This window comes from Pseudomonas agarici (assembly GCF_001543125.1).
In the GTDB taxonomy this organism is placed as follows: Bacteria; Pseudomonadota; Gammaproteobacteria; order Pseudomonadales; family Pseudomonadaceae; genus Aquipseudomonas; species Aquipseudomonas agarici.
The window spans coordinates 5,225,239-5,245,384 of the sequence record NZ_CP014135.1 but is presented as its reverse complement, the minus strand read 5'-3'; the positions used below and the strand labels follow the sequence as shown (position 1 = coordinate 5,245,384).

Annotated in this window: 18 protein-coding genes and 4 tRNA genes; 15 read left to right on the top strand and 7 right to left on the bottom strand. The window is 56.7% G+C overall.

Annotated features, from left to right (window positions below; translation table 11 throughout):
* Positions 1-131 precede the first annotated feature (131 nt).
* Positions 132-476: a YggL family protein gene (locus tag AWM79_RS22965; RefSeq protein WP_017134205.1), complete on the top strand. Its 345-nt coding sequence runs from the start codon at positions 132-134 to the stop codon at positions 474-476.
* A gap of 92 nt (positions 477-568) precedes the next feature.
* Here the strand turns inward: AWM79_RS22965 and AWM79_RS22960 are convergent, their stop codons facing one another.
* The gene (locus tag AWM79_RS22960; RefSeq protein WP_017134204.1) at positions 569-1,327 is read right to left on the bottom strand and encodes a hypothetical protein; all 759 of its coding nucleotides are present in this window, start codon (positions 1,325-1,327) and stop codon (positions 569-571) included.
* 360 nt (positions 1,328-1,687) lie between these two features.
* Here AWM79_RS22960 and AWM79_RS22955 point away from each other — a divergent pair.
* The 4 genes from AWM79_RS22955 to AWM79_RS22940 all read left to right on the top strand — a co-directional run bounded on the left by AWM79_RS22955 (position 1,688) and on the right by AWM79_RS22940 (position 2,099).
* Positions 1,688-1,763, top strand: a tRNA-Glu gene (locus AWM79_RS22955).
* A gap of 2 nt (positions 1,764-1,765) precedes the next feature.
* Positions 1,766-1,841: transfer RNA gene (locus AWM79_RS22950), tRNA-Gly, on the top strand.
* A gap of 103 nt (positions 1,842-1,944) precedes the next feature.
* Positions 1,945-2,020, top strand: a tRNA-Glu gene (locus AWM79_RS22945).
* A 3-nt stretch (positions 2,021-2,023) separates the two neighbouring features.
* A tRNA-Gly gene (locus tag AWM79_RS22940) sits at positions 2,024-2,099 on the top strand.
* Positions 2,100-2,522: 423 nt separating this feature from the next.
* Here AWM79_RS22940 and AWM79_RS22935 read toward each other — a convergent pair.
* On the bottom strand, positions 2,523-3,539 hold the full coding sequence (locus AWM79_RS22935; RefSeq protein WP_060783840.1) for a hypothetical protein: 1,017 nt from the start codon (positions 3,537-3,539) through the stop codon (positions 2,523-2,525).
* A 568-nt stretch (positions 3,540-4,107) separates the two neighbouring features.
* Here AWM79_RS22935 and AWM79_RS25185 point away from each other — a divergent pair.
* Complete coding sequence (locus AWM79_RS25185; RefSeq protein WP_156430147.1) at positions 4,108-4,476, top strand: hypothetical protein; 369 nt, start codon at positions 4,108-4,110, stop codon at positions 4,474-4,476.
* 54 nt (positions 4,477-4,530) lie between these two features.
* Positions 4,531-5,418, top strand: a complete 888-nt coding sequence (locus AWM79_RS24680) for a scabin-related ADP-ribosyltransferase (protein WP_082712663.1) — start codon at positions 4,531-4,533, stop codon at positions 5,416-5,418.
* Between the two features lie 190 nt (positions 5,419-5,608).
* Here the strand turns inward: AWM79_RS24680 and AWM79_RS22920 are convergent, their stop codons facing one another.
* Both AWM79_RS22920 and AWM79_RS22915 read right to left on the bottom strand, forming a co-directional pair.
* The gene (locus AWM79_RS22920) at positions 5,609-6,367 is read right to left on the bottom strand and encodes an aspartyl/asparaginyl beta-hydroxylase domain-containing protein (RefSeq protein WP_017134200.1); all 759 of its coding nucleotides are present in this window, start codon (positions 6,365-6,367) and stop codon (positions 5,609-5,611) included.
* 480 nt (positions 6,368-6,847) lie between these two features.
* Entirely contained in the window at positions 6,848-7,264 is a 417-nt protein-coding gene (locus tag AWM79_RS22915) for a cupin domain-containing protein (RefSeq protein WP_017134199.1), read from the bottom strand.
* Between the two features lie 882 nt (positions 7,265-8,146).
* On the opposite strand from AWM79_RS22915, the gene AWM79_RS22910 reads away from it, so the two are divergent.
* A complete protein-coding gene (locus tag AWM79_RS22910) occupies positions 8,147-9,058 on the top strand; it encodes an NAD-dependent epimerase/dehydratase family protein (protein WP_026013438.1) in 912 nt (303 codons plus the stop codon).
* 170 nt (positions 9,059-9,228) lie between these two features.
* Here the strand turns inward: AWM79_RS22910 and AWM79_RS22905 are convergent, their stop codons facing one another.
* On the bottom strand, positions 9,229-9,636 hold the full coding sequence (locus tag AWM79_RS22905) for a PA2817 family protein (protein WP_017134196.1): 408 nt from the start codon (positions 9,634-9,636) through the stop codon (positions 9,229-9,231).
* Positions 9,637-9,699: 63 nt separating this feature from the next.
* Entirely contained in the window at positions 9,700-12,147 is a 2,448-nt protein-coding gene (locus tag AWM79_RS22900; protein WP_060783839.1) for an acyl-CoA dehydrogenase, read from the bottom strand.
* A 386-nt stretch (positions 12,148-12,533) separates the two neighbouring features.
* On the opposite strand from AWM79_RS22900, the gene AWM79_RS22895 reads away from it, so the two are divergent.
* The 3 genes from AWM79_RS22895 (at position 12,534) to AWM79_RS22885 (ending at position 14,999) form a co-directional block, all read left to right on the top strand.
* The gene (locus tag AWM79_RS22895; RefSeq protein ID WP_017134193.1) at positions 12,534-13,157 is read left to right on the top strand and encodes a glutathione S-transferase; all 624 of its coding nucleotides are present in this window, start codon (positions 12,534-12,536) and stop codon (positions 13,155-13,157) included.
* A gap of 133 nt (positions 13,158-13,290) precedes the next feature.
* A complete protein-coding gene (locus AWM79_RS22890; protein ID WP_017134192.1) occupies positions 13,291-14,223 on the top strand; it encodes an ABC transporter ATP-binding protein in 933 nt (310 codons plus the stop codon).
* Positions 14,220-14,999, top strand: coding sequence for an ABC transporter permease (locus AWM79_RS22885; protein WP_017134191.1), 780 nt, complete (start codon positions 14,220-14,222; stop codon positions 14,997-14,999). The genes AWM79_RS22890 and AWM79_RS22885 overlap by 4 nt, the downstream gene beginning before the upstream one ends.
* Before the next feature lie 39 nt (positions 15,000-15,038).
* Here the strand turns inward: AWM79_RS22885 and AWM79_RS22880 are convergent, their stop codons facing one another.
* Complete coding sequence (locus tag AWM79_RS22880) at positions 15,039-15,575, bottom strand: DUF2062 domain-containing protein (RefSeq protein WP_060783838.1); 537 nt, start codon at positions 15,573-15,575, stop codon at positions 15,039-15,041.
* Positions 15,576-15,715: 140 nt separating this feature from the next.
* On the opposite strand from AWM79_RS22880, the gene AWM79_RS22875 reads away from it, so the two are divergent.
* The 4 genes from AWM79_RS22875 (at position 15,716) to lpxK (ending at position 20,120) form a co-directional block, all read left to right on the top strand.
* A complete protein-coding gene (locus tag AWM79_RS22875) occupies positions 15,716-17,950 on the top strand; it encodes a DNA internalization-related competence protein ComEC/Rec2 (RefSeq protein ID WP_060783837.1) in 2,235 nt (744 codons plus the stop codon).
* A gap of 99 nt (positions 17,951-18,049) precedes the next feature.
* Positions 18,050-18,685, top strand: coding sequence for a MotA/TolQ/ExbB proton channel family protein (locus AWM79_RS22870; RefSeq protein ID WP_017126384.1), 636 nt, complete (start codon positions 18,050-18,052; stop codon positions 18,683-18,685).
* Positions 18,682-19,110: an ExbD/TolR family protein gene (locus AWM79_RS22865; RefSeq protein WP_060783836.1), complete on the top strand. Its 429-nt coding sequence runs from the start codon at positions 18,682-18,684 to the stop codon at positions 19,108-19,110. Before AWM79_RS22870 ends, AWM79_RS22865 begins: the two co-directional genes overlap by 4 nt.
* Positions 19,110-20,120: a tetraacyldisaccharide 4'-kinase gene (gene lpxK, locus AWM79_RS22860; RefSeq protein ID WP_060783835.1), complete on the top strand. Its 1,011-nt coding sequence runs from the start codon at positions 19,110-19,112 to the stop codon at positions 20,118-20,120. The genes AWM79_RS22865 and lpxK overlap by 1 nt, the downstream gene beginning before the upstream one ends.
* Positions 20,121-20,146: the final 26 nt, after the last annotated feature.

The following is a 20,146-nucleotide window of genomic DNA, read 5'->3' as shown; positions in this document are numbered from 1 at the left end:
TATTGGCGTCTTACAGGTGGGACGACGCCTCAATTTTTTGCGCTCGATCGGCCGGCCAGGCCCAGAGACTCGGGTAATTGCAGCCTTAAGCTGCTAGAGTGCTGCCCGTTATTACTTTTGAGGATTGTTTCATGGCGACTAACCGTTCCCGGCGTCTGCGCAAAAAACTGTGCGTTGAGGAATTTCAGGAGCTGGGTTTCGAGCTGAACCTGGATTTCAAAGAAGACCTGAGTGAAGAGGCCATCGACACTTTCCTCGAGGCTTTCCTGAAAGAAGCAATGGAAGCCAACGGTCTTGGTTATGTTGGCGGCGATGACTACGGCCTGGTTTGCCTGATCAAGCGTGGCTCGGTTTGCGAAGAACAACGCACAGCCGTCGAAGCCTGGCTCAAGGCTCGTAGCGAACTGACCTCTGCTGAAGTCAGTCCGCTGCTAGACGTCTGGTACCCCGAAAAACCGATCAATCCGGTAGCCTGACCTCGTTCGGGCCAGGCGCCGTATAAGCGGGTTTCCCGAGGCACAAAAAAACGGATACGCTATGGCGTGTCCGTTTTTTTGCCTGCTGGAAATCAGTCGTAGATCGCCTTCTTTTTCCAGTCGGCGTCAGCTTCCACGCCCTTGAGGCCCTGGCTCAATTCATTGACGTCATCTTCGGTCGGCTGAGTGGTGGCCAAGACCATGGCGTTGGCACGCGCCAGGAGTTTTTCCAAGAACAGCAGTTGCTCGGTATAGACCGCGGGCTCCGGTTGCTTGCGCAGGTACTGCACGCCGCGTTCGAACGCCAGGCGCGCTTGCCCCGGCTGGTTCTGTTGCAAGGCCCGCTGGCCGAGGTTGTTGAAGAACTCGATATGCAGCAAGACCAGGATATGCCGCACTTCGCGAACCCAGTGTTTGGCTTCGGAGGGTTGCAGGAAACGATCCTGGGCCGCGCGAGTGATCTGGCCGTGCAGGGCTTCGAGCAAGAAACGCACGTCCTTGGCCTTGGCTTCGGTCTGGATCGGGCTGGGCGGGTTGTTGACCGGAATCGATTCGCCCTGGTTGACCAGGGTGTCAAGTTCGGCGATGCGCGACTTGAGCACCGCATCGGTCTTGCTTATGTTCAGCAGGCGTTGGTTGGCGTTGAGTTCCAGGCGCGTCAACAGCAGCTTGAGCGCGGGGGTCATGTACTGGCCGGGAAAGGTCTCGGTGATCTCGGCGCAACGGCGCAGACGATCATTGAGTTCCACCTTGAGGCGAGCCCTTTCCAGCTTATTGTTCTCGGCCATATGGTTGAGGAACCCAATGGCGATCAAGAGAAAGATCCCAGCTGCGACCAGCAGGGCGATCATGAGTGGTGTCACCGTTAAGACCTCTTCAAGGGGAATACGAGCGAGTGTAGTGGCTTGGCGTTATCGCTGATAGCGTTGATCGACGTGTAGCACGGCGTCAGAGCGCTTCTGCATAGATAAGTAGATGCACATTGCCACTATTTGTATGGGGGACTATAGCGCCTTGTTGGGCGCCAGAATATAGGCGCCAATCGTCGGACGCGAGGGAAGCTCGGAAAGGACCGCAAAGCAGAGCGAAGTCATTGATTTAAATAAATTTATAGTTGGGGGTTGACGATTCTTCGATCCATCCATAGAATGCGCGCCACTTGCAGCGTAAAGCACACAGCGACACGCGGCAGGGAGTGAATGTTGTAGTGTGTCCCCTTCGTCTAGTGGCCTAGGACACCGCCCTTTCACGGCGGTAACAGGGGTTCGAGTCCCCTAGGGGACGCCAATGCGGGAATAGCTCAGTTGGTAGAGCACGACCTTGCCAAGGTCGGGGTCGCGAGTTCGAGTCTCGTTTCCCGCTCCAATTTTAAACGGTCTTGCTTTCGGGCGAGTCTGGGTGAGACCAGGGCCACCTCTTCGGATGAGGCTCTGGAGACCGAAACACACACCATGTGTACCGGGTAGTTGTCCCCTTCGTCTAGTGGCCTAGGACACCGCCCTTTCACGGCGGTAACAGGGGTTCGAGTCCCCTAGGGGACGCCATTTGCGGGAATAGCTCAGTTGGTAGAGCACGACCTTGCCAAGGTCGGGGTCGCGAGTTCGAGTCTCGTTTCCCGCTCCAAATATTGCATCACAGAGTTCTGTTGAATTCTGTGCGCGCTTGAAATCAGGACCTTCGGGTCCTTTTTTCGTTTCAGAGGCAGTCACTGAAGCTCGATACTATCGCCTGTTTTTGAGTTGCGGTTTAACTCCTGGATGGGGGTGTTGAATTTGGACGAACTGCGCGCATGTATTCAGGCTTGTTGTGAGCGCTGTGGCGACAGCGCTCGACTCTTGATGAATAGCGGCTCTGACTGTCCTGAAAAAACTCGGCCTCGAAAACTGATCTCATTGTCAGGCCTCGACCGAGCCATTTACTATTGCCGGTCATAGCAGAGTTGGGCTTCCTTCTATAATGCTTAGTGTATTGAGTTGTAAGCGATTTGAGTTAATAGATGTTTGCATCCTGCTCTTGTAAAGAGATTAAGCCTCCCTTCTTGAAACTTTATGAAAGCTGCATGGCGAAAGGGGCGCAATTGGCGCCTAAAAGAAGCTGTGACGAATCGCTTTTCGTTACGTTATGGATGTTTTTTAGTCTGAATTCAGTTGTGCTAAACTGAATTATAGCCTCTTTTATTTGCTGAGTATCGTGGTCTATATAAAATACGGAAATTTCCGAGAGAGACTCTCTATAGACAACAGAGGGCGACGTGCTGATCCTAATCCTAAGCTCAGGATAGCTAGTGCTGGGTTGGATCTCTTCATGTCCCAAAATGCTACCGTTAATGTCGGTTTTGATACACTTAAGCTCCCGTGTAAACTCCCCTGTAGTCTTATTTACTCCCTGGTAAAACACTACGTAGAAGCGTTGATTCTGTATCCGCCATTCAATAGCGCTTGGACTGTAAGCGATTGCTCGATTGTAGCATAGAGCTTCACCTATGGCTAAGCCGCTAGAGTGAATTTTTATACTGGCCAATTCTGAAGTTCCATCTTCCAGCCTATTAGCAAAAAATAGTCGATTGCCATACTCTCTGTTATCTTCGTATGATCTCGGTAGACTTGGGTAGTCATTCATTTTTTTGACCACGGAGTGTGTATTCCCAACTTGTCTGAAGGTGTTGTTATTGCCCTCGAAAACCGACAAAAATAATTCATTTTTATCTTTATGAAATACAAGAAAATTAAGTTTATTGAGGGGGTCGACTTGATAGGCTACAACAGTTTCGGTGGAGGTAATGCCTAGGTAAGTAACAGGGGAATCTTTTTTAAGAATATTTCTAAGATAAATTTTGCTGTCACGATCTCTGGATATGATGTAAGGCTCTTGGTCGAGTATAAATCCTGTCGGTGTACAATGGTTCGGTGTTTCTTCAGGGAGTTTTATTGGGTCTTTAAAATAATTGATATCGCTCCATTTGTTGTCCTTGATCCTAAGCGTAAAGGCCGGTGCGGAAAATGGAAAGGCTACTCCGATAATTACGCGAAAACCAAAAATCACACATGTATTTCTTTCTGTCATGATATTAGCCTCATTGGTTGTATATTGACTTGTCTGATTTGAGAGCTGGCATATTTTTTGAACTATAGCTAAGCATTTCTCGATGGCATGAGCTTAGACGGTGAATGTAATAAAAAAACAACTAAAATTATTAGTTTGCGGGCTGACGTGTGACCTTTATTTTTACCCAGAACTCCACATTGATCACAATCGAAAACTTCGACATGACTGATTGATTGCACCTGAGTGGACGGAGGCAGGCCTTTAGGGCGAGGGCAGATCATTGCCATTTTCATCGCAACCAATGTTCCCAGCGGGAGCCCTGATCTATCTTGAGCTTGATTCTAGCGATGGCTCTATCGGTTAGCGCCTTAATTGGTGGAGTAAACGTGGTCTTAGACTCCAGCCGGTCCGGTGTCTGTCAGCGGCGAAAAACTACAAAAATTCATAGGCATGTACTTAATATTACATCCAATAATGACGTGCATGCCCTAAAGGCTCCTCAGCTGACAGATCAACCTGATCGATGGTTCGAGCTTGGAAAACCAAGTGCCTGGTCGACTTAAATATAATATAGAGTACCGAGAACATGAGCCTCGTTAATTTTTTTCGTGAGACAGTTTCTATTTCTTTAGTTTTTGTAGTGCTGTTGTGCGGCAATGCTTATGGGGACGGATGCCCTCCTGAAAAAAAGGGAAAAGTGGGCGCAATACACTTCAATGAAACTACTACTGGTAGTCAAAGTGCTGCCGATATTAGAGTCCAGTTTACGCTGGTGAAATCTCCGGAGTACTGGCTTGTTCTTTCTCCAAAATATGGCCTTGATACACCATACGGGCGATCAATGTTTGCCATGCTGCTCACCGCCTATGCAACTGGCCTGGATGTTAATGTGTACCATTGTCGTGACAATGGGCTGGTAGACTATCTTATCCTCGAAAACCAAATTACCAATTGACTCTGTCACTCGCATTGGGGGGCTTTGCAATCAAAGCTAATGTGAGGGGAGTCCATGAGTAACCTCATTCAATCAGAACGGCTTGGTTCCGGTTCGCGACTCTTTTATTTGGTGCGTTTAGTGCTGAGCGTATTTGCGCGGGTAGCTAGTTACATAGGAGTGCTCTTATTTTGTTCCTTGGTTTTAGCCACCCCAAGTGAAGTTTATCGTGTGGATGAACGAGATCCGGACGAGATTTTTCGCGATGGTTTCCTCCCATGGGGAAAGAATGACTATCTGCTTGACCATGTCTTGGGGGCAAGCCTTCTACAGCGTGGAGATCGAGGATCTTTTTTTGTTGCTACCACCGACAATTTCGAAACTGCCAAATTCATTGCGCAACGTCGATATCATTTTCAGCCCAACCTACGAAATCGTTCTTTGTACATTTATACCATCCGGGCTGATCAACATTTCTACGAAGTAGATCGTTATATGGAGAGCATGGAAAGCAACCCACCAAAAGAAGAGAATCAACGGAGTATCGCTGAAGCGAGGCGTGCCTACGCATACCAAAGAGAATGGGTTGCCGCAGGCGGGGTGCCTGCGAAGCAAATTAGTGAGGCCCGTGAAGTGATGTACGCGAATGAAGAAGTGGTCCTTGGTAGTGAGTCGACAAACGCGGGTTATGAGCAAGGGCAGACCTTTGCCAGCGAAGGTATATATCCGCAGCATGGCATCCAGGCCTATCATCGGATAAGGCAGGCTTATGCGCTCAACTCAACGGTGGAATTTTTCCAGGGATTAGGAATTGGAATTGCGTTTTGCCCTCCGCCGCCTTATGCCCAGAGCGTGCAGAAAATCACGGACCTCGACGGGTGTATGAATCCGACGGTGGTTGATCTCGGCACCTACCCGATTGGTCTAGGTGGTGTATATAAGCTCCTTCTAGATGAAGATTGAAAGCTGGGCTACTACGTTTGTTCCTTTGACAGCTCTGCCTAAACAACCGGCAGAGGCGTCTGCCATCAACGAGCGGAGGGTATTGACGCTATTGGGTTCGCCGCCGAGCGCATGGACATGTGTTCTGGCACAGAGAAAGCGCTCGCTTGCCGATCCCATCACACCTGGAAGGGCTTTCGGCCTGTTACTATCACTTGAGCAAACCCTGTTCCCATGCACGATGATTCCTGCGAGCATCCTGGATAAAAGGGGACCACTGAATCAACTTGAGTACCATTTTGTTGAGTAGCCTGCCGCGCCAGTCCAGTGGGCGCTGTACGTCGAGAAACAACACCACACGGACTCCGCTCGTGTCATTCCAAACCTGGTGGCGGAAGGTGTCGTCGAAGATCAAGCAGCGACCTATCTCCCAGTGCCGTATCTCCTCGCCGACCTGAATACGACAATTCTCTTCGGGCGTAGGGATAATCAGGCCAAGATGCGCTCTTAACAGCCCGTTATATGGACCACGATGAGGCGGTATGTGTTTGCCCGGGCTCAAGATAGAAAAGAACGCGGTGAACATACCGGGAATTGATTCGATTAGTTGAGTCGTTTCCGGGCACCTGCGGCAGTTGCCGTCCATCTTGTAGCCATAACCATAAAGGAAGAATGTTTTCCATTGGTCATCTTGCGTCAAGCTGACCTGATCCTTGGATATGTCCTGAAAATTCGGAATGTTGTCGCGTTCTTTAAGAATCGTGTGTAGCTCTGCTGCAATCGTCGACCATTTTGATTCCAGCATCTGCGCCCAATCGAATATTGCTGGATCAAAAAACGGCGTAGCCCCCACCATGGAGTGTCGACTGATGAATTTTTCCAGTCGCTTGATCACCCACAAACCCACGGCAACGCTCGGGCGATGTTTTCGTTTTTTCTTACGGGTAAGGTCTGAAGGACGAATGTCCATGTTTATTATCCCCCATTACGCAAATGTGCAAGCAGCGTTGTTTAGCGAAGATGGCAACGCCACGGTAATCGTCATGGCATAGGCCGGCGGAAAATAAGCGGATAACGGTGTAGGGTGAGCTGGTTTCAATGGATTCGTCCAGATGCCTCGCAAGCCGCCAGAGAGCATAGTCGATGGCGTATTCAAATGTAAAAAAGTGTCTTGAACAACCCCGGCATATTCAGTGCGCGCCCTTGCGTGCGCAAGGATTGGATCGGGAAGATCGCGAGGATGGCCCTGTCAACGGCTATCCCGGATTCCCAGTCGACTGGTAGTTGCCTTCAAGCAGATGAGGAGAGTGGCTTGGATGCCGGTAAGAGCGTAAAGGGACGTAAGCGAAGTTGCGATAGTCGATACAGTGGATTTGATTGGCCAGATACCGACAACGCACCACCTCGGGTCGGGGTGATGCGTTGACGTGTCCGATCTTATTTCAATCTCTTATTTGTCGTTGGTGGTCAGTTCCTTGTCGTCCGAATCGACGACAAACACAGCGAGCAGCTTAGCCGGCTCGGTCTTGCTCGCATTGCGGCTCACCGGATGCCTTGAGCCGGGCGCCTCATAGAAGCTCTCTCCGGCCTTGTACACATGTTCCGGTTCGTCGTTAACCTTGCTGGCTATGCTACCCGAAACGACGTATGCATAGATGAATGCCGACTTGGCGTGGGTATGAGGTTGCGAGGCTCCTCCCGGTGGATAAAGTACTTCCACGGCGATCAGAGATTTGCCCGGAATGTTCGGGATCGCTCTGGCGAAATTCGATTTGACCGAATCGCCGTCACCGTGAGCCGCGGCAGCTCCGGCGAAGGCCATACCCGTGGCTGCCACGAGGGAAAGAAGGATGCGATGAAGTTTCATGGTTAGCTCCTTGGAAGTTATAGGTTAAAATTATGACCGGCCATTGGATCATAAAAAAGAACTATAGTATGTGAGCTTTCGCTACGCCAGAAGTCATGAGGATGTTGAATCTGAAGCCTGACCGTGGATCCAAAGCTTCGCTCGCCGAGCAGATTCGGCTGGATATCAGCGGTGTGATTGACAATGGCATACTCGCTCCCTGAGTCAGGTTGCCGTGTGGACGGACCTGATGGCCTGTTTGACTGCTTCCGTTAGTCGACTTCGGCGTCACAAGCTCCTGGCCTGTGCGGTTGTTTCTCGCCATAGCGGGCTATGGACCTGTGGCATCCGAACTTGAGCTGACGAACTAACTCGTACAGGCCATTGAAGTTTCCGATCATACAGAGTCCACCAATGGAACATGCACGTTCCATCGAAACAGATATAAAGTTCACTGTATACCAGCACTTCTTGCTTGGTCCAGCGCTCTTTCAAAAAATGGCCTGCCAGCGTCGGGCTGTTTCCCGGGCACAGCGTTCGCCCGGCTGCGAACCCGTGTCGCATGTGACGAAATCGAAGCAACGGCACCCTCGTGGCCAGGGTATCGCTACATATCTACGCAACGATCAGGGCTGATCTTCGGTGTAACAACAGCGATCAGACAGCAAATTCCGAATGCCTGTGTATGCTTACAGACACTGGTACTAAAGTTCTCCCAGCTTAAGATTCCGAAGAGCCCTATAGGGTCAGTGGTCTACGGTTTTTTCCGTTTTTTGGCGCTTTTTTGAATGTACCAAAATCATTCATACTGCCGCTCAGTGATTCAAAACCTAGTGCTACTTTCTGCTGCGTTGAGTCATTGACGCAGTGCAGCCGGGAAGTGCCGCTCAATGGAGAAAACTCATGAAAATATTTGTCGCTGGCGCCACTGGTGCTGTTGGACTACCTCTTGTGCGCGCCCTTCGAGCACTGGGTCATGATGTAACAGGGATGACTCGCGTCGGTCCAGGTGCCGACCGGCTGCGTGAAATCGGCGCTCACGTGTCTTCCGCCGATGCCTTCGACCGTCAGGCGGTTCTGGACGCCATCAATGCCGCCAAGCCCGATGTGGTCATTGACCAACTCACCTGGCTTCCAGCCGACCCTGCTGACATCATCAAATCAATGCCCAACGATACGCGCCTGCATAAAGTCGGCGGCGCTAATTTGTTGGCTGCCTCCGAGGCGGCCGGTGTGCGCCGCTATATCGTGCAGTCGCGGGGGTTCTATCTGAATGCCGAACCGGGGAAGCTTGCTGACGAAAGCGCCGAGCTTCGCGGTGAGGCTCCCGGTGAGGTCGGCGCCAGTGCGCGGGTCTTTGCTGAATATGAGCACGCCGTCATGGGTTCCTCCGCGCTGGACGGCGTGGTACTGCGCTATGGCTTCTTCTATGGTCCCGGCACTTGGTATAGACCTGGCGGAGCGATTGCGGAGCAAGCGCTAAGGGGTGAAGCATCGATCATTGGCGACGGCAACGCAGTCTGGTCGTTCGTTCATATCGACGATGCAATCGCGGCGACGGTTGCGTCGCTGACCAGCGAGCCTGGCGTATACAACGTGGTCGATGACGACCCTCTTCCCGTCGCCCAATGGCTGCCCTCGTTCGCAGCCTGGGTCGGCGCTCCGAAGCCCACTCGGATCAGCGTCGAGGACGCTCGGAAAGTCGCCGGGGACGAAGCGGTCTACTATCACACCCGCCTGACTGGCGCGTCGAACAGCGCGGCGAAGGCGAAACTCGGTTTCGCTCCGCGACCACTGCTCTGGAAGGATGCCTGAACGTGGCATTCCCGTTAGATTGACCGCTTAGGCCAAGTCGTCTACACGGCATGCGATAAAAACGCCGCTCAGTGATGAGCGGCGTTTTTGTTTGTGCGTGACTGGCCGGTGGCCATTCGATTTCACATTGGCAGGCGCTGCTCGCGTGGACGGCGAAGGCAGCGGTTTGATCAGTGTTTGCTGTCCTGGTTGGACAGGGCCAGCAGCTGCTTTTCCTGGTTCCAATCGAACGGTTCATCGTTCTGTTCGGCTTCGTAGCGACGTTCTTCCAACGCTTGATACAGCGCCAGTTCTTCGTCCGGCATGTAGTGCAGGCAATCGCCACCAAAGAACCACAGCAAGTCGCGGGGGACCAGGTGGGCGATCTGTGGGTAACGCTGGATCACCTGGCACAGCATGTCCTGGCCCAGGTACTGGCTTTCGATCGGATCGATCGGCAGTTGCGCACGCAGCTCATCGAAACGCTCCAGGAACAGGGTATGGCTTTCTTCGGGGACCTGTTCGGCTTCGCCGACGGCAACCAGAATGCTGCGCAGGTGGTCGAGCAGGACCAGGTGATCGGCAACGACGTTGGACATGGCAAGGGGCCTCAAGAGTAAAACAGGCGCGCGAGTATAAGACGCCACACGCCTGTTGTCGTCTTAACGTACTTTTCCCGCGCTCTGGCTCAGCTCCTCCTTGCTGAAGTCATCCACGTCGATAACCTTGCGCCGTGCGGCTTCGGCTTTGCGCAGGGTCTGGGCCTCGGCTGCTTGCAGCACCCCGGCTTCCAGGGCCGCATCGATGGCCGACTCGCCTGCCGCCGGCTTGACCTGACCACCTTTGAGCCCGCTGTGCAGCTTTTTCTGCAGTTCATGGCTGGCGCTCAGCAGGTCGTAGGCATGCTGCAGCGCGCCGACCGGATCGTCTGCCGATTGTGGGCGGTAACAGCCGGCGAGCACCGCTTCCAGGGCCGGATCGCCCTTGGCCCGGCCCAGCACCGCGGCGACTTCGGCATCCAGGGCATCCGACGGCCCGGTATGTCGCCGGCCGAACGGGAATACGATAACCCGCAACAGACAGCCCACTAGCCGGTTGGGGAAGTTGCGCAGCAGCTCGTCCAGTGCTCGCTCGGAGTGGCCGAGGCTTTCTTCCATGGCCCAGGTGAACAACGGATCGAGGTACTCCGGCGAGTCCAGGTCGTGATAACGCTTGAGCGCCGCCGAAGCTAGGTACAGGTGGCTGAGCACATCCCCCAGGCGGGCGGACAGCCGCTCGCGGCGCTTCAGTTCGCCGCCGAGGAGCATCATACTCAGGTCCGCCAGCAAGGCGAAGGCCGCCGCCTGGCGATTCAGTGCGCGGAAATAGCCCTGGCTGAGGCGGTTGCCGGGGGCCGACTCGAAGTGGCCGAGCCCGAGGTTCAGGACCAGGGTGCTGGCGGCGTTGCTCGCGGCGAAGCCGATATGTTCGAGCAGCAAGCCATCGAACTCCAGCAGCGCCTGGTCACGGTCCTCGCGTCCGGCCAGGGCCATTTCCTTAAGCACGAACGGATGGCAGCGAATCGCGCCCTGGCCGAAAATCATCAGGTTGCGCGAAAGAATATTCGCGCCCTCCACGGTGATGAAGATTGGCGCGCCTTGCCAGCTACGGCCCAGGTAGTTGTTCGGGCCCATGATGATGGCCTTGCCGCCATGGACGTCCATGGCATGGCTGATGCATTCGCGGCCACGCTCGGTCAGGTGGTACTTGAGAATCGCCGACAGCACCGAGGGCTTTTCTCCCAGGTCTACCGCATTGGCGGTGAGCATCCGTGCGCTGTCCATCAGCCAGGCATTGCCGCCGATCCGCGCCAGGGCTTCCTGGATTCCCTCGAAGGCGCAGAGCGGCACATTGAACTGTTCACGGATCTGGGCGTACTGGCCAGTGACCAGGCTGGTGAACTTGGCCGCACCGGTACCGACAGCCGGCAGGGAAATCGAACGGCCCACCGACAGGCAATTCATCAACATCATCCAGCCTTTGCCAAGCATTTCCTGGCCGCCGATCAGGAATTCCAGGGGGATGAACACATCCTTGCCGGCGTTCGGGCCGTTCATGAAGGCAGCGCCCAGCGGTAGGTGACGACGACCGATCTCGACACCTGGGGTATCGGTGGGGATCAGTGCCAGGCTGATGCCCAGGTCTTCTTCTTCGCCCAGCAAGTGGTCCGGGTCATAGGCCTTAAACGCCAGGCCGAGCAGGGTCGCGACTGGACCGAGGGTGATGTAGCGTTTTTCCCAGTTCAGGCGCAGGCCGAGAACTTCCTGGCCTTGCCAGTCGCCCTTGCAGACCACCCCGGTGTCCGGCATCGAGCCGGCATCGGAGCCTGCCAGGGGGCCGGTCAAGGCAAAACACGGGATATCGTCGCCACGGGCCAGCCGAGGCAGGTAATGATTACGCTGTGCCTCGGTGCCGTAATGCAGCAGCAATTCTGCCGGACCGAGAGAGTTAGGGACCATGACAGTGGAGGCGAGGTCGCCGCTGCGGGTCGCCAGCTTCATCGCCACTTGAGAGTGGGCATAGGCGGAAAAGCCCTTGCCACCAAACTCCTTGGGAATGATCAAGGCAAAAAAGCCATGTTGCTTGATATGCTCCCAGGCGGCTGGCGGCAGGTCCATGGCCTGGCCGATCTGCCAGTCGCTGACCATGGCACAGAGCGCTTCGGTCGGGCCATCGATAAAGGCTTGTTCTTCCTCGGTCAGTTGGGCCTTGGGATAGGCCAGCAGTTTGTTCCAGTCCGGGCGACCGCTGAACAGCTCGCCATCCCACCAGACGGTGCCGGCATCAATGGCGTCGCGTTCGGTCTCGGACATCGGCGGCAGGGCTTTCTGGAACCAGGCGAACAGCGGGGCGCTGAAGAGTTTGCGGCGCAGGTCGGGCAGCAGCAATGGCAGCGCCAAGGCCGCGAGAATGAGCCACAGGACCAGCTTTAGCCAGCCGTGGCCATGCAGCAAAATATCCAGCGCGACGAGGTACACGGCCACCACGCCAAGTGCTGGAAGCGGGGCGATGCGCCGATGCGCCAGATAGGCGACACCGAGCACCAAAACCAGTATCCACAACAACAGCATATGCAATCCTCCGTGAAGACGAGACAAAAACATCCCAGAGCTTAGTTGGTATCTGGTAGACGGGCGCCAGAGCTGTGTGTCTAAATCTGTGGGAAAAATCGTTCAAGCAACTGTGCTCCCGGCGCGAGTGGCGCTTTGCCTGGTCGCAAGAACAACTCCCTGGGACCACGACCTGACCGAAGCGCAGACTCGAGCCTTCCCAGGCAGACTGTCGTCAGGCACGGGTGTCTGAGTCCAGGACGCTTCATCGATAGTGACCACCCGGCGCTGCTGGAGTTCGCCTGTTCACCCACGAGCAGATTTCCCGAGCGGTGACCTGCACAACGATTTGAGTCGAGGCTGATCGGGCGTAGACTGCCTCGACATTTATCCTACGAGAGGTTGTCATGCTGAAAATCTGGGGTCGAAAAAATTCCTCGAATGTCAGGAAGGCACTGTGGATCGCCGAAGAACTGGGCCTGTCCTACGAGGCCATTGATGCTGGCGGTGCCTTCGGGGTGGTTGGCACTGCGCAGTACCGCGAGAAAAACCCCAACGGCCTGGTACCGATGATCGAGGATGGTGATTTTGTCCTGTGGGAGTCCAATACCATCGTGCGTTATCTGGCGGCCAAGCATGCCGCCGGTTCTGCCTGGTATGCCGAGGATTTACAGGCGCGGGCAGCCGCCGAAAAATGGATGGACTGGACGACTTCCTCCTTTGCCACGCCATTTCGTGGCGTGTTCTGGGGTGTGTTGCGCACACCGACCGAACAACAGGACTGGACGGCCATCAATGCCTCGTTGCAAGCCTGTAGCGAGCTGCTGGTCATGGTCGATCAGGCTCTGGCCGAACAGCCTTACCTGTCTGGCAGTGAAATCGGCATGGGCGATATTCCCCTCGGCAGCTTTATCTATGCCTGGTTCGAAATGCCCATCGAGCGCCCGTCGTTGCCCCATTTGCGTGCCTGGTACGAGCGCCTGAAACAACGTCCGGCCTACCAGCGGGCGATCATGACAGCCTTGACTTGATACCTACTATTAATGCGGATTGCTGTACTTGTGCCGCGGCGCCAAGCACCATAGCGCAGGTACGCCGCTATTGTTTTTGAGCAGGCTTGCCCTTATCTAGAATTTTCTTCCCTTCTTGGTGCATGAATCCGATATGAGTTCCGCTCTGTCCATCCGGCAGCTAACCAAAACCTACGGCAACGGTTTCCAGGCCCTGAGTGGTATCGATCTGGATGTTGCCGAAGGTGACTTTTTCGCTCTGCTCGGCCCCAACGGTGCCGGCAAATCCACGACCATCGGCATTCTTTCCACGCTGGTCAACAAGACCAGCGGCACGGTCAATATCTTTGGCAACGACCTGGACAAATCTCCTGCGGCGCTCAAGCGCAGCATTGGCGTGGTGCCGCAGGAGTTCAACTTCAACCAGTTCGAGAAAACCTTCGATATCGTCGTGACCCAGGCCGGCTACTACGGCATTCCGGCAAAAATTGCCAAGGAACGTGCCGAACAGTACCTGACCCAGCTAGGCTTATGGGACAAGCGCGACGTGCCGTCGCGTTCGTTGTCTGGCGGCATGAAACGCCGCCTGATGATCGCCCGGGCCCTGGTCCACGAGCCGCGCCTGCTGATTCTCGACGAACCGACGGCTGGGGTGGACATCGAGCTGCGCCGTTCGATGTGGACCTTCCTCACCGAGCTGAACGAGAAAGGCATCACCATCATCCTCACCACCCATTACCTGGAAGAGGCTGAACAGCTGTGCCGTAATATCGGCATCATCGACCACGGCACCATCGTCGAAAACACCAGCATGCGGCAGTTGCTTAGTCAATTGCATGTCGAGACTTTCCTGCTTGACCTCAAGCATGCCCAGGCGGTTGCGCCGGCGTTGATCGGCTATCCGAGCAGGCTGCTCGACAGCCATACCCTGGAAGTGCAGGTCGACAAAGCCGTGGGCATTACCGCACTGTTCAGCCAATTGGCCACGCAGCAGATCGAAGTCCTCAGCCTGCGTAACAAAACCAATCGCCTTGAGGAGCTATTCGTGTCCCTGGTGGAAAAAAATCTGTCGAAGGTGGCGGTATGAGCTCGGAGCTGCGCCCTAACCTGATCGCCCTCAACACCATCGTTTACCGCGAGGTGAGGCGTTTTACCCGGATCTGGCCGCAGACACTGTTGCCCCCGGCCATCACGATGGTCCTGTACTTCGTGATCTTCGGCAACCTGATCGGTCGACAGATCGGTGATATGGGTGGCTTCACCTATATGGAATACATTGTGCCGGGGCTGATCATGATGTCGGTGATCACCAACTCATATGGCAACGTGGTCTCGAGCTTCTTCGGCAGCAAGTTCCAGCGTTCGATCGAGGAGCTGATGGTTTCGCCCGTTTCGCCCCACACGATCCTGATCGGCTACACCCTCGGCGGTGTGCTGCGCGGGTTGATGGTGGGGATCATCGTGACCCTGCTGTCGCTGTTCTTCACCCACCTGCAGGTCCATCACCTGGGCGTGACCGTGCTGGTGGTGGTGTTGACGGCGACGATCTTCTCGCTTCTAGGCTTTATCAACGCAGTGTTTGCGCGCAACTTCGATGATATTTCGATTATCCCGACCTTTGTGCTGACGCCGCTGACCTATCTGGGCGGGGTCTTCTATTCGATCACCTTGCTGCCACCGTTCTGGCAGAGTGTGTCACTGGCCAACCCCGTGCTGCATATGGTCAATGCCTTCCGCTATGGCATTCTCGGTGTCTCGGATATTCGCATCAGCGTGGCAATCAGCTTCATGCTGGTGGCGACGATAGTGTTGTATATCGGTTGTACGCGGCTGCTGGTCAGTGGTCGGGGAATGCGTCAGTAGCTCTTCACGCTTGATCGTTTCCATGCTGGATGGGAACGATCAGCGGGGGGTAGGTTTATCCTTCCGGCGTTGTTCCCGGCGCCTCTTCCACTGGCGTGCCACCCACCAGCGCCAGTAACCCATGGTCAGGCAATAGCCCAATGCGGCCAGTACCAGCCCGAGAAGCAGCGAGCCCAGCAGGAACGGCTGCCACAGCGTCGACAATTGACTGCTGACCCAGTCCCAGCTCAGCTCGTCCGGCAGGCTGCGCGATGGCACCGCCATGATCCAGGCACCGATCTGGTAGGTGCAGTAGAAAATCGGCGGCATGGTCAGTGGATTGGTCAGCCACACCAGGCTGACCGCAATCGGCAGGTTGGCGCGCAGCGAAATTGCCAGGCACGCCGCCAGCAACATTTGCAACGGGATGGGCATCAACGCGGCAAACAGGCCGACCGCCATGGCCCGGGCCACGGAGTGACGATTGAGGTGCCAGAGGTTGGGATCGTGAAGCAGTTTGCCAAAAAATCGTAAGTGCTTGTGTTCCCGAATGCTGTTCGGATCGGGCATGTAGCGTTTGAATAAGCGACGCGGCATAAGGCTTCTCGGTCGGTTCAAGCAGGCAGTATGCCCGGATTTTACATACGGCCAATTCAGACTTTGTGACAATTAATAAAGCACTTGCCGGTTAACCGGGCTATTCCGAGAACTGGAGATCGGTTCAAGGAGTGGCGGAGATGCGCACAGGGATGTTGGCGCTGGCGGCGGGTTTGCTGATGCTGCGTTTTTTGCCGCAATTGCCGCCGGTCGGCATGCTGCTGGCACTTTCATCGCTTGGCCTGATGATGTTGCCATTTCGTCGCTATCCGGTCGCACTGTTCCTGTTCGGTTTCAGTTGGGCCTGCCTGCAGGCGCACTGGGCGTTGGCTGATCGCTTGGCGCCCGCTCTCGACGGCCAGACGCTGTGGCTCGAAGGGCGGGTTGTCGGCCTGCCACAAGGCAGTGATTCGGTACGCCGCTTCGAATTGGAAGGCGCGGTTGCCCGCCGGGATACACTGCCAAAGCTGATCCGTCTGGCCTGGTACGGCGGACCGCCGATCCAGAAGGGTGAGCGCTGGCGGCTGGCGGTCAAGCTCAAGGCTCCGGTGGGGCTGCTCAACCCCCACGGATTCGACCGTGAGGCCTGGCTGCTGGCGCAACGCATCGGCGCTACGGGAACCGTCAAGGACGGGCAATTGCTGGCGCCATCCAGCGGTTCCTGGCGCGATGCGATTCGCCAGCGATTGCTGCAGGTCGATGCCTGTGGCCAATCGGCAACCCTGGTGGCGCTGGTGCTGGGGGATGGTTCGGGGCTGTCGGCGCAGAGCTGGCGCGTCTTGCAGGAGACCGGGACCGTGCACCTGTTGGTGATTTCCGGGCAGCATATCGGGCTCTTCGCCGCGCTGGTCTATGCCTTGATCGCCGGCCTGGCGCGTTACGGTCTCTGGCCGCGGCGCTGGCCCTGGTTGCCGTGGGCCTGTGGCCTGGCCTGTGTCGCCGCTGTGGGTTACGGCCTGCTGGCCGGCTTCGGCGTGCCGGTACAGCGGGCGTGCGCGATGATCGGCCTGGTGCTGCTATGGCGCCTGCGTTATCGCCATCTGGGGGTGACCTGGCCGTTGCTGTTGGCGCTTAACCTGGTTCTATTGTTCGAACCGCTGGCCAGCTTGCGGCCAGGTTTCTGGCTGTCCTTTGCCGCCGTGGCCGTGTTGATCTTCTGCTTCAGTGGACGGCTCGGCGCCTGGCGTGTCTGGCAGAGCTGGACACGCGCGCAATGGACGATTGCCCTCGGCCTGGTGCCGTTTCTGTTGGTGCTGGGTTTGCCCATCAGTCTGAGCGGGCCGTGGGTCAATCTGATCGCTGTGCCTTGGATCAGTCTCGCGGTATTGCCGCTGGCCCTGTTCGGGACCTTGTTGTTGCCGCTGCCCTTAATTGGCGAATCGCTGTTGTGGCTGGCTGGCAGTTTGCTGGAACTGCTGTTCTTCGGGCTCGACGAGGTGGCGCTACAGGTCCCGGTCTGGTGGCCGGAAGCCATCCCGCCATGGGCCTGGCTGCTGGGCAGCCTGGGAATCCTGCTGTTGTTGCTGCCTGCCGGTGTACCGCTGCGGCCCTTGGGGTGGCCGCTGGCGGCACTGGTCGTGCTGGCGGCGCAATCGAGGGTGCCCGAAGGCCAGGCCGAAGTCTGGCAATTGGATGTCGGCCAGGGATTGGCGATTCTGGTACGGACCCGGCACCACACTCTCTTGTATGACGCGGGGCCGCGTTTCGGCGATTTCGACCTCGGCCAGCGCGTGGTACTGCCGTTCTTGCACAAGCATGGCGTGCGCAAACTCGACCTGATGCTGATCAGTCACGCCGATGCCGACCATGCCGGCGGCGCCCTGGCGGTGAGCAACGGTTTGCCGGTGGCCAGAGTGCTCAGCGGCGATGCCGAGGGGTTATCGACGCAATTGTTCGCCGAGTCGTGTATCGGCGGCGAGCGCTGGGAATGGGACGGGGTGAATTTTGCCCTTTGGCAGTGGCCTGGCGCCAGGGACAGCAACCAGCGTTCCTGTGTATTGCAGATCGAAGCGAATGGCGAGCGGCTGCTGCTGACCGGCGATATCGATATCCAGGCCGAGCAGGCGTTCCTGGAGAGTGCGCTGGCCGTCGACACCCACTGGCTGCAAGCTCCCCATCACGGCAGCCGCAGTTCTTCTTCGATGGCTTTTCTCCAGCGTCTGGCGCCCAGGGCGGTGCTGATTTCGCGTGGGCATGGCAATGCGTTCGGTCATCCGCACCCGCAGGTCATGGAGCGCTACCGGGCCTTGGATATGGCGATTCATGATAGCGCGGAGCAGGGCGCCGTGCGCCTGCAACTGGGAACCTTCGGCGCAGGAAGATTTGTGCGCGAGGCGCGGCGTTTCTGGCGAGCGCCGGTGCTGGCGAATAAATAACCATGGGTTATTAAAGCGCAGCAGCAGGCGACATCACGTTCTTCGGCCCGACCGACCCCCTATGTTAGAGTGGCGCACTTTTTCGAGGGGACTGTCACTGTGTGGGAATTGGTCAAATCCGGCGGCTGGATGATGCTGCCGATCATTCTGAGTTCCATCGCGGCTTTGGGCATCATTGCCGAACGACTGTGGACCCTGCGCGCCAGTCGCGTGACCCCGGAGCATCTGCTCGGGCAGGTCTGGGTCTGGATCAAGGACAAGCAACTGGACAAGGAAAAACTCAAGCAACTGCGTGCCGATTCCCCCTTGGGCGAGATCCTCGCGGCGGGCCTGGCGAACTCCAAGCACGGTCGCGAGATCATGAAGGAGTGTATCGAAGAAGCCGCTGCCCGGGTGATTCATGAGCTGGAGCGCTATATCAATGCCCTCGGCACCATTGCCGCCATGTCACCGCTGCTCGGCCTGCTGGGCACGGTGTTGGGCATGATCGATATTTTCAGTTCGTTCATGGGCTCGGGCATGACCACCAACGCGGCGGTCCTTGCCGGTGGTATCTCCAAGGCGCTGATTACCACGGCTTCGGGCCTGATCGTGGGGATTCCGGCAGTGTTCTTCCATCGTTTCCTGCAACGCCGGATCGACGAACTGGTGGTCGGCATGGAGCAACAGGCGATCAAGCTGGTGGAGGTGGTACAGGGTGACCGTGACGTGGAAATGCCCGAGGGCAGAGCGTGAAATTTCGCCGCAAGCCCCGGGAAACCATCGACATCAACCTCGCGTCGCTGATCGACGTGGTCTTCGTCCTGCTGCTGTTTTTTGTGGTGACTACCACCTTCACCCGCGAAACCCAGTTACGCGTGGACTTGCCGCAGGCGGTCAGCGGCGCGCCAGCCGAAGATCCGCAGGCCAAGCAACTGGACATCGCCATCAGCGCCGATGGAGTCTTCACGGTGAACAACCAGCTATTGGCGAAAAATGACCTGGCGAGCCTGATGCAAGCCTTGCAGAAAGAGTCCGGTGGCGATACCCAGTTGCCGCTTTCCATCAGTGCCGATGGCAAGGCCCAGCATCAGGCCGTGATCACTGCCATGGACGCGGCCGGCAAGCTTGGCTTCAGCCATTTGCGCATGACCACTGTCGAAGCGGCACCGGTTCCCTGATGACATTCTCCGATCGTCTACTGCGCGCCTGGTACACCGGCCATCCGGCCCTGGCCTTGCTGCGTCCGCTGGAGTGGTTATATCGTCGGGTGGTCGACGCTAGGCGGGCGCGCTTTGTCGCGGGTGAAGGGGTTATCTATCAGCCGCCGGTGCCGTTGATCGTGGTCGGCAATATCACCGTCGGCGGCACCGGCAAGACTCCGATGATTCTCTGGCTGATCGAGCATTGCCGGCGTCGCGGCCTGCGCGTGGGCGTGGTCAGCCGCGGTTATGGCGCCAAGCCGCCGAGCCTGCCGTGGCGAGTGCGTTGCGACCAGAGTGCCGCGGTGGCTGGCGACGAACCGCTGTTGATCGTCCAGCGTAACGATGTGCCGCTGGTGATCGATCCGGATCGCAGCCGTGCGGTGCAGACCTTGCTGGCCACTGAAACGCTCGATCTGATCCTCTCCGATGATGGCTTGCAACATTACCGGCTGGCCCGCGACCTGGAGCTGGTGCTGATCGATGCGGCCCGTGGTCTGGGTAATGGCCGTTGCCTGCCCGCTGGGCCGTTGCGCGAGCCGCTCGAACGTCTGCAAAGCGTCGACGCGCTGCTGTACAACGGTGCCACCGAGGACCGTGACAACGGCTTTGCCTTCCGTTTGCAACCGACCGCTCTGGTCAACCTGCTGACCGGCGAGCGCCGGCCGCTCGAACATTTTGCGCCCGGACAGGCGTTGCACGCGGTGGCTGGAATTGGCAACCCGCAACGTTTCTTCAGCACCCTCGAAACGCTACACTGGCAGCCTGTGCCCCACGCCTTTGCCGATCATGCCCAGTACAGTGCGCAAGCCCTTAACTTCACGCCGTCACTGCCGCTGGTCATGACCGAAAAAGACGCGGTGAAGTGCCGGGCGTTCGCGGCCCCCGATTGGTGGTGGCTGGCGGTCGACGCGGTGCCTTCCGAGGCCTTCGCGGCCTGGTTCGACACGCAACTGTTGCGTCTGTTACCTGATCGTCTGTTGCCCTAAACCCGTTTTTATCCAGGGAATCCCTC

What these genes read in the sequence shown, in the direction of transcription:
- AWM79_RS22965 (WP_017134205.1), top strand. Translation starts at nt 132, where the DNA reads ATGGCGACTAACCGTTCCCGGCGTCTGCGCAAAAAACTGTGCGTTGAG.
- AWM79_RS22960 (WP_017134204.1), bottom strand. Translation starts at nt 1,327, where the DNA reads ATGATCGCCCTGCTGGTCGCAGCTGGGATCTTTCTCTTGATCGCCATT.
- AWM79_RS22935 (WP_060783840.1), bottom strand. Translation starts at nt 3,539, where the DNA reads ATGACAGAAAGAAATACATGTGTGATTTTTGGTTTTCGCGTAATTATC.
- AWM79_RS25185 (WP_156430147.1), top strand. Translation starts at nt 4,108, where the DNA reads ATGAGCCTCGTTAATTTTTTTCGTGAGACAGTTTCTATTTCTTTAGTT.
- AWM79_RS24680 (WP_082712663.1), top strand. Translation starts at nt 4,531, where the DNA reads ATGAGTAACCTCATTCAATCAGAACGGCTTGGTTCCGGTTCGCGACTC.
- AWM79_RS22920 (WP_017134200.1), bottom strand. Translation starts at nt 6,367, where the DNA reads ATGGACATTCGTCCTTCAGACCTTACCCGTAAGAAAAAACGAAAACAT.
- AWM79_RS22915 (WP_017134199.1), bottom strand. Translation starts at nt 7,264, where the DNA reads ATGAAACTTCATCGCATCCTTCTTTCCCTCGTGGCAGCCACGGGTATG.
- AWM79_RS22910 (WP_026013438.1), top strand. Translation starts at nt 8,147, where the DNA reads ATGAAAATATTTGTCGCTGGCGCCACTGGTGCTGTTGGACTACCTCTT.
- AWM79_RS22905 (WP_017134196.1), bottom strand. Translation starts at nt 9,636, where the DNA reads ATGTCCAACGTCGTTGCCGATCACCTGGTCCTGCTCGACCACCTGCGC.
- AWM79_RS22900 (WP_060783839.1), bottom strand. Translation starts at nt 12,147, where the DNA reads ATGCTGTTGTTGTGGATACTGGTTTTGGTGCTCGGTGTCGCCTATCTG.
- AWM79_RS22895 (WP_017134193.1), top strand. Translation starts at nt 12,534, where the DNA reads ATGCTGAAAATCTGGGGTCGAAAAAATTCCTCGAATGTCAGGAAGGCA.
- AWM79_RS22890 (WP_017134192.1), top strand. Translation starts at nt 13,291, where the DNA reads ATGAGTTCCGCTCTGTCCATCCGGCAGCTAACCAAAACCTACGGCAAC.
- AWM79_RS22885 (WP_017134191.1), top strand. Translation starts at nt 14,220, where the DNA reads ATGAGCTCGGAGCTGCGCCCTAACCTGATCGCCCTCAACACCATCGTT.
- AWM79_RS22880 (WP_060783838.1), bottom strand. Translation starts at nt 15,575, where the DNA reads ATGCCGCGTCGCTTATTCAAACGCTACATGCCCGATCCGAACAGCATT.
- AWM79_RS22875 (WP_060783837.1), top strand. Translation starts at nt 15,716, where the DNA reads ATGCGCACAGGGATGTTGGCGCTGGCGGCGGGTTTGCTGATGCTGCGT.
- lpxK (WP_060783835.1), top strand. Translation starts at nt 19,110, where the DNA reads ATGACATTCTCCGATCGTCTACTGCGCGCCTGGTACACCGGCCATCCG.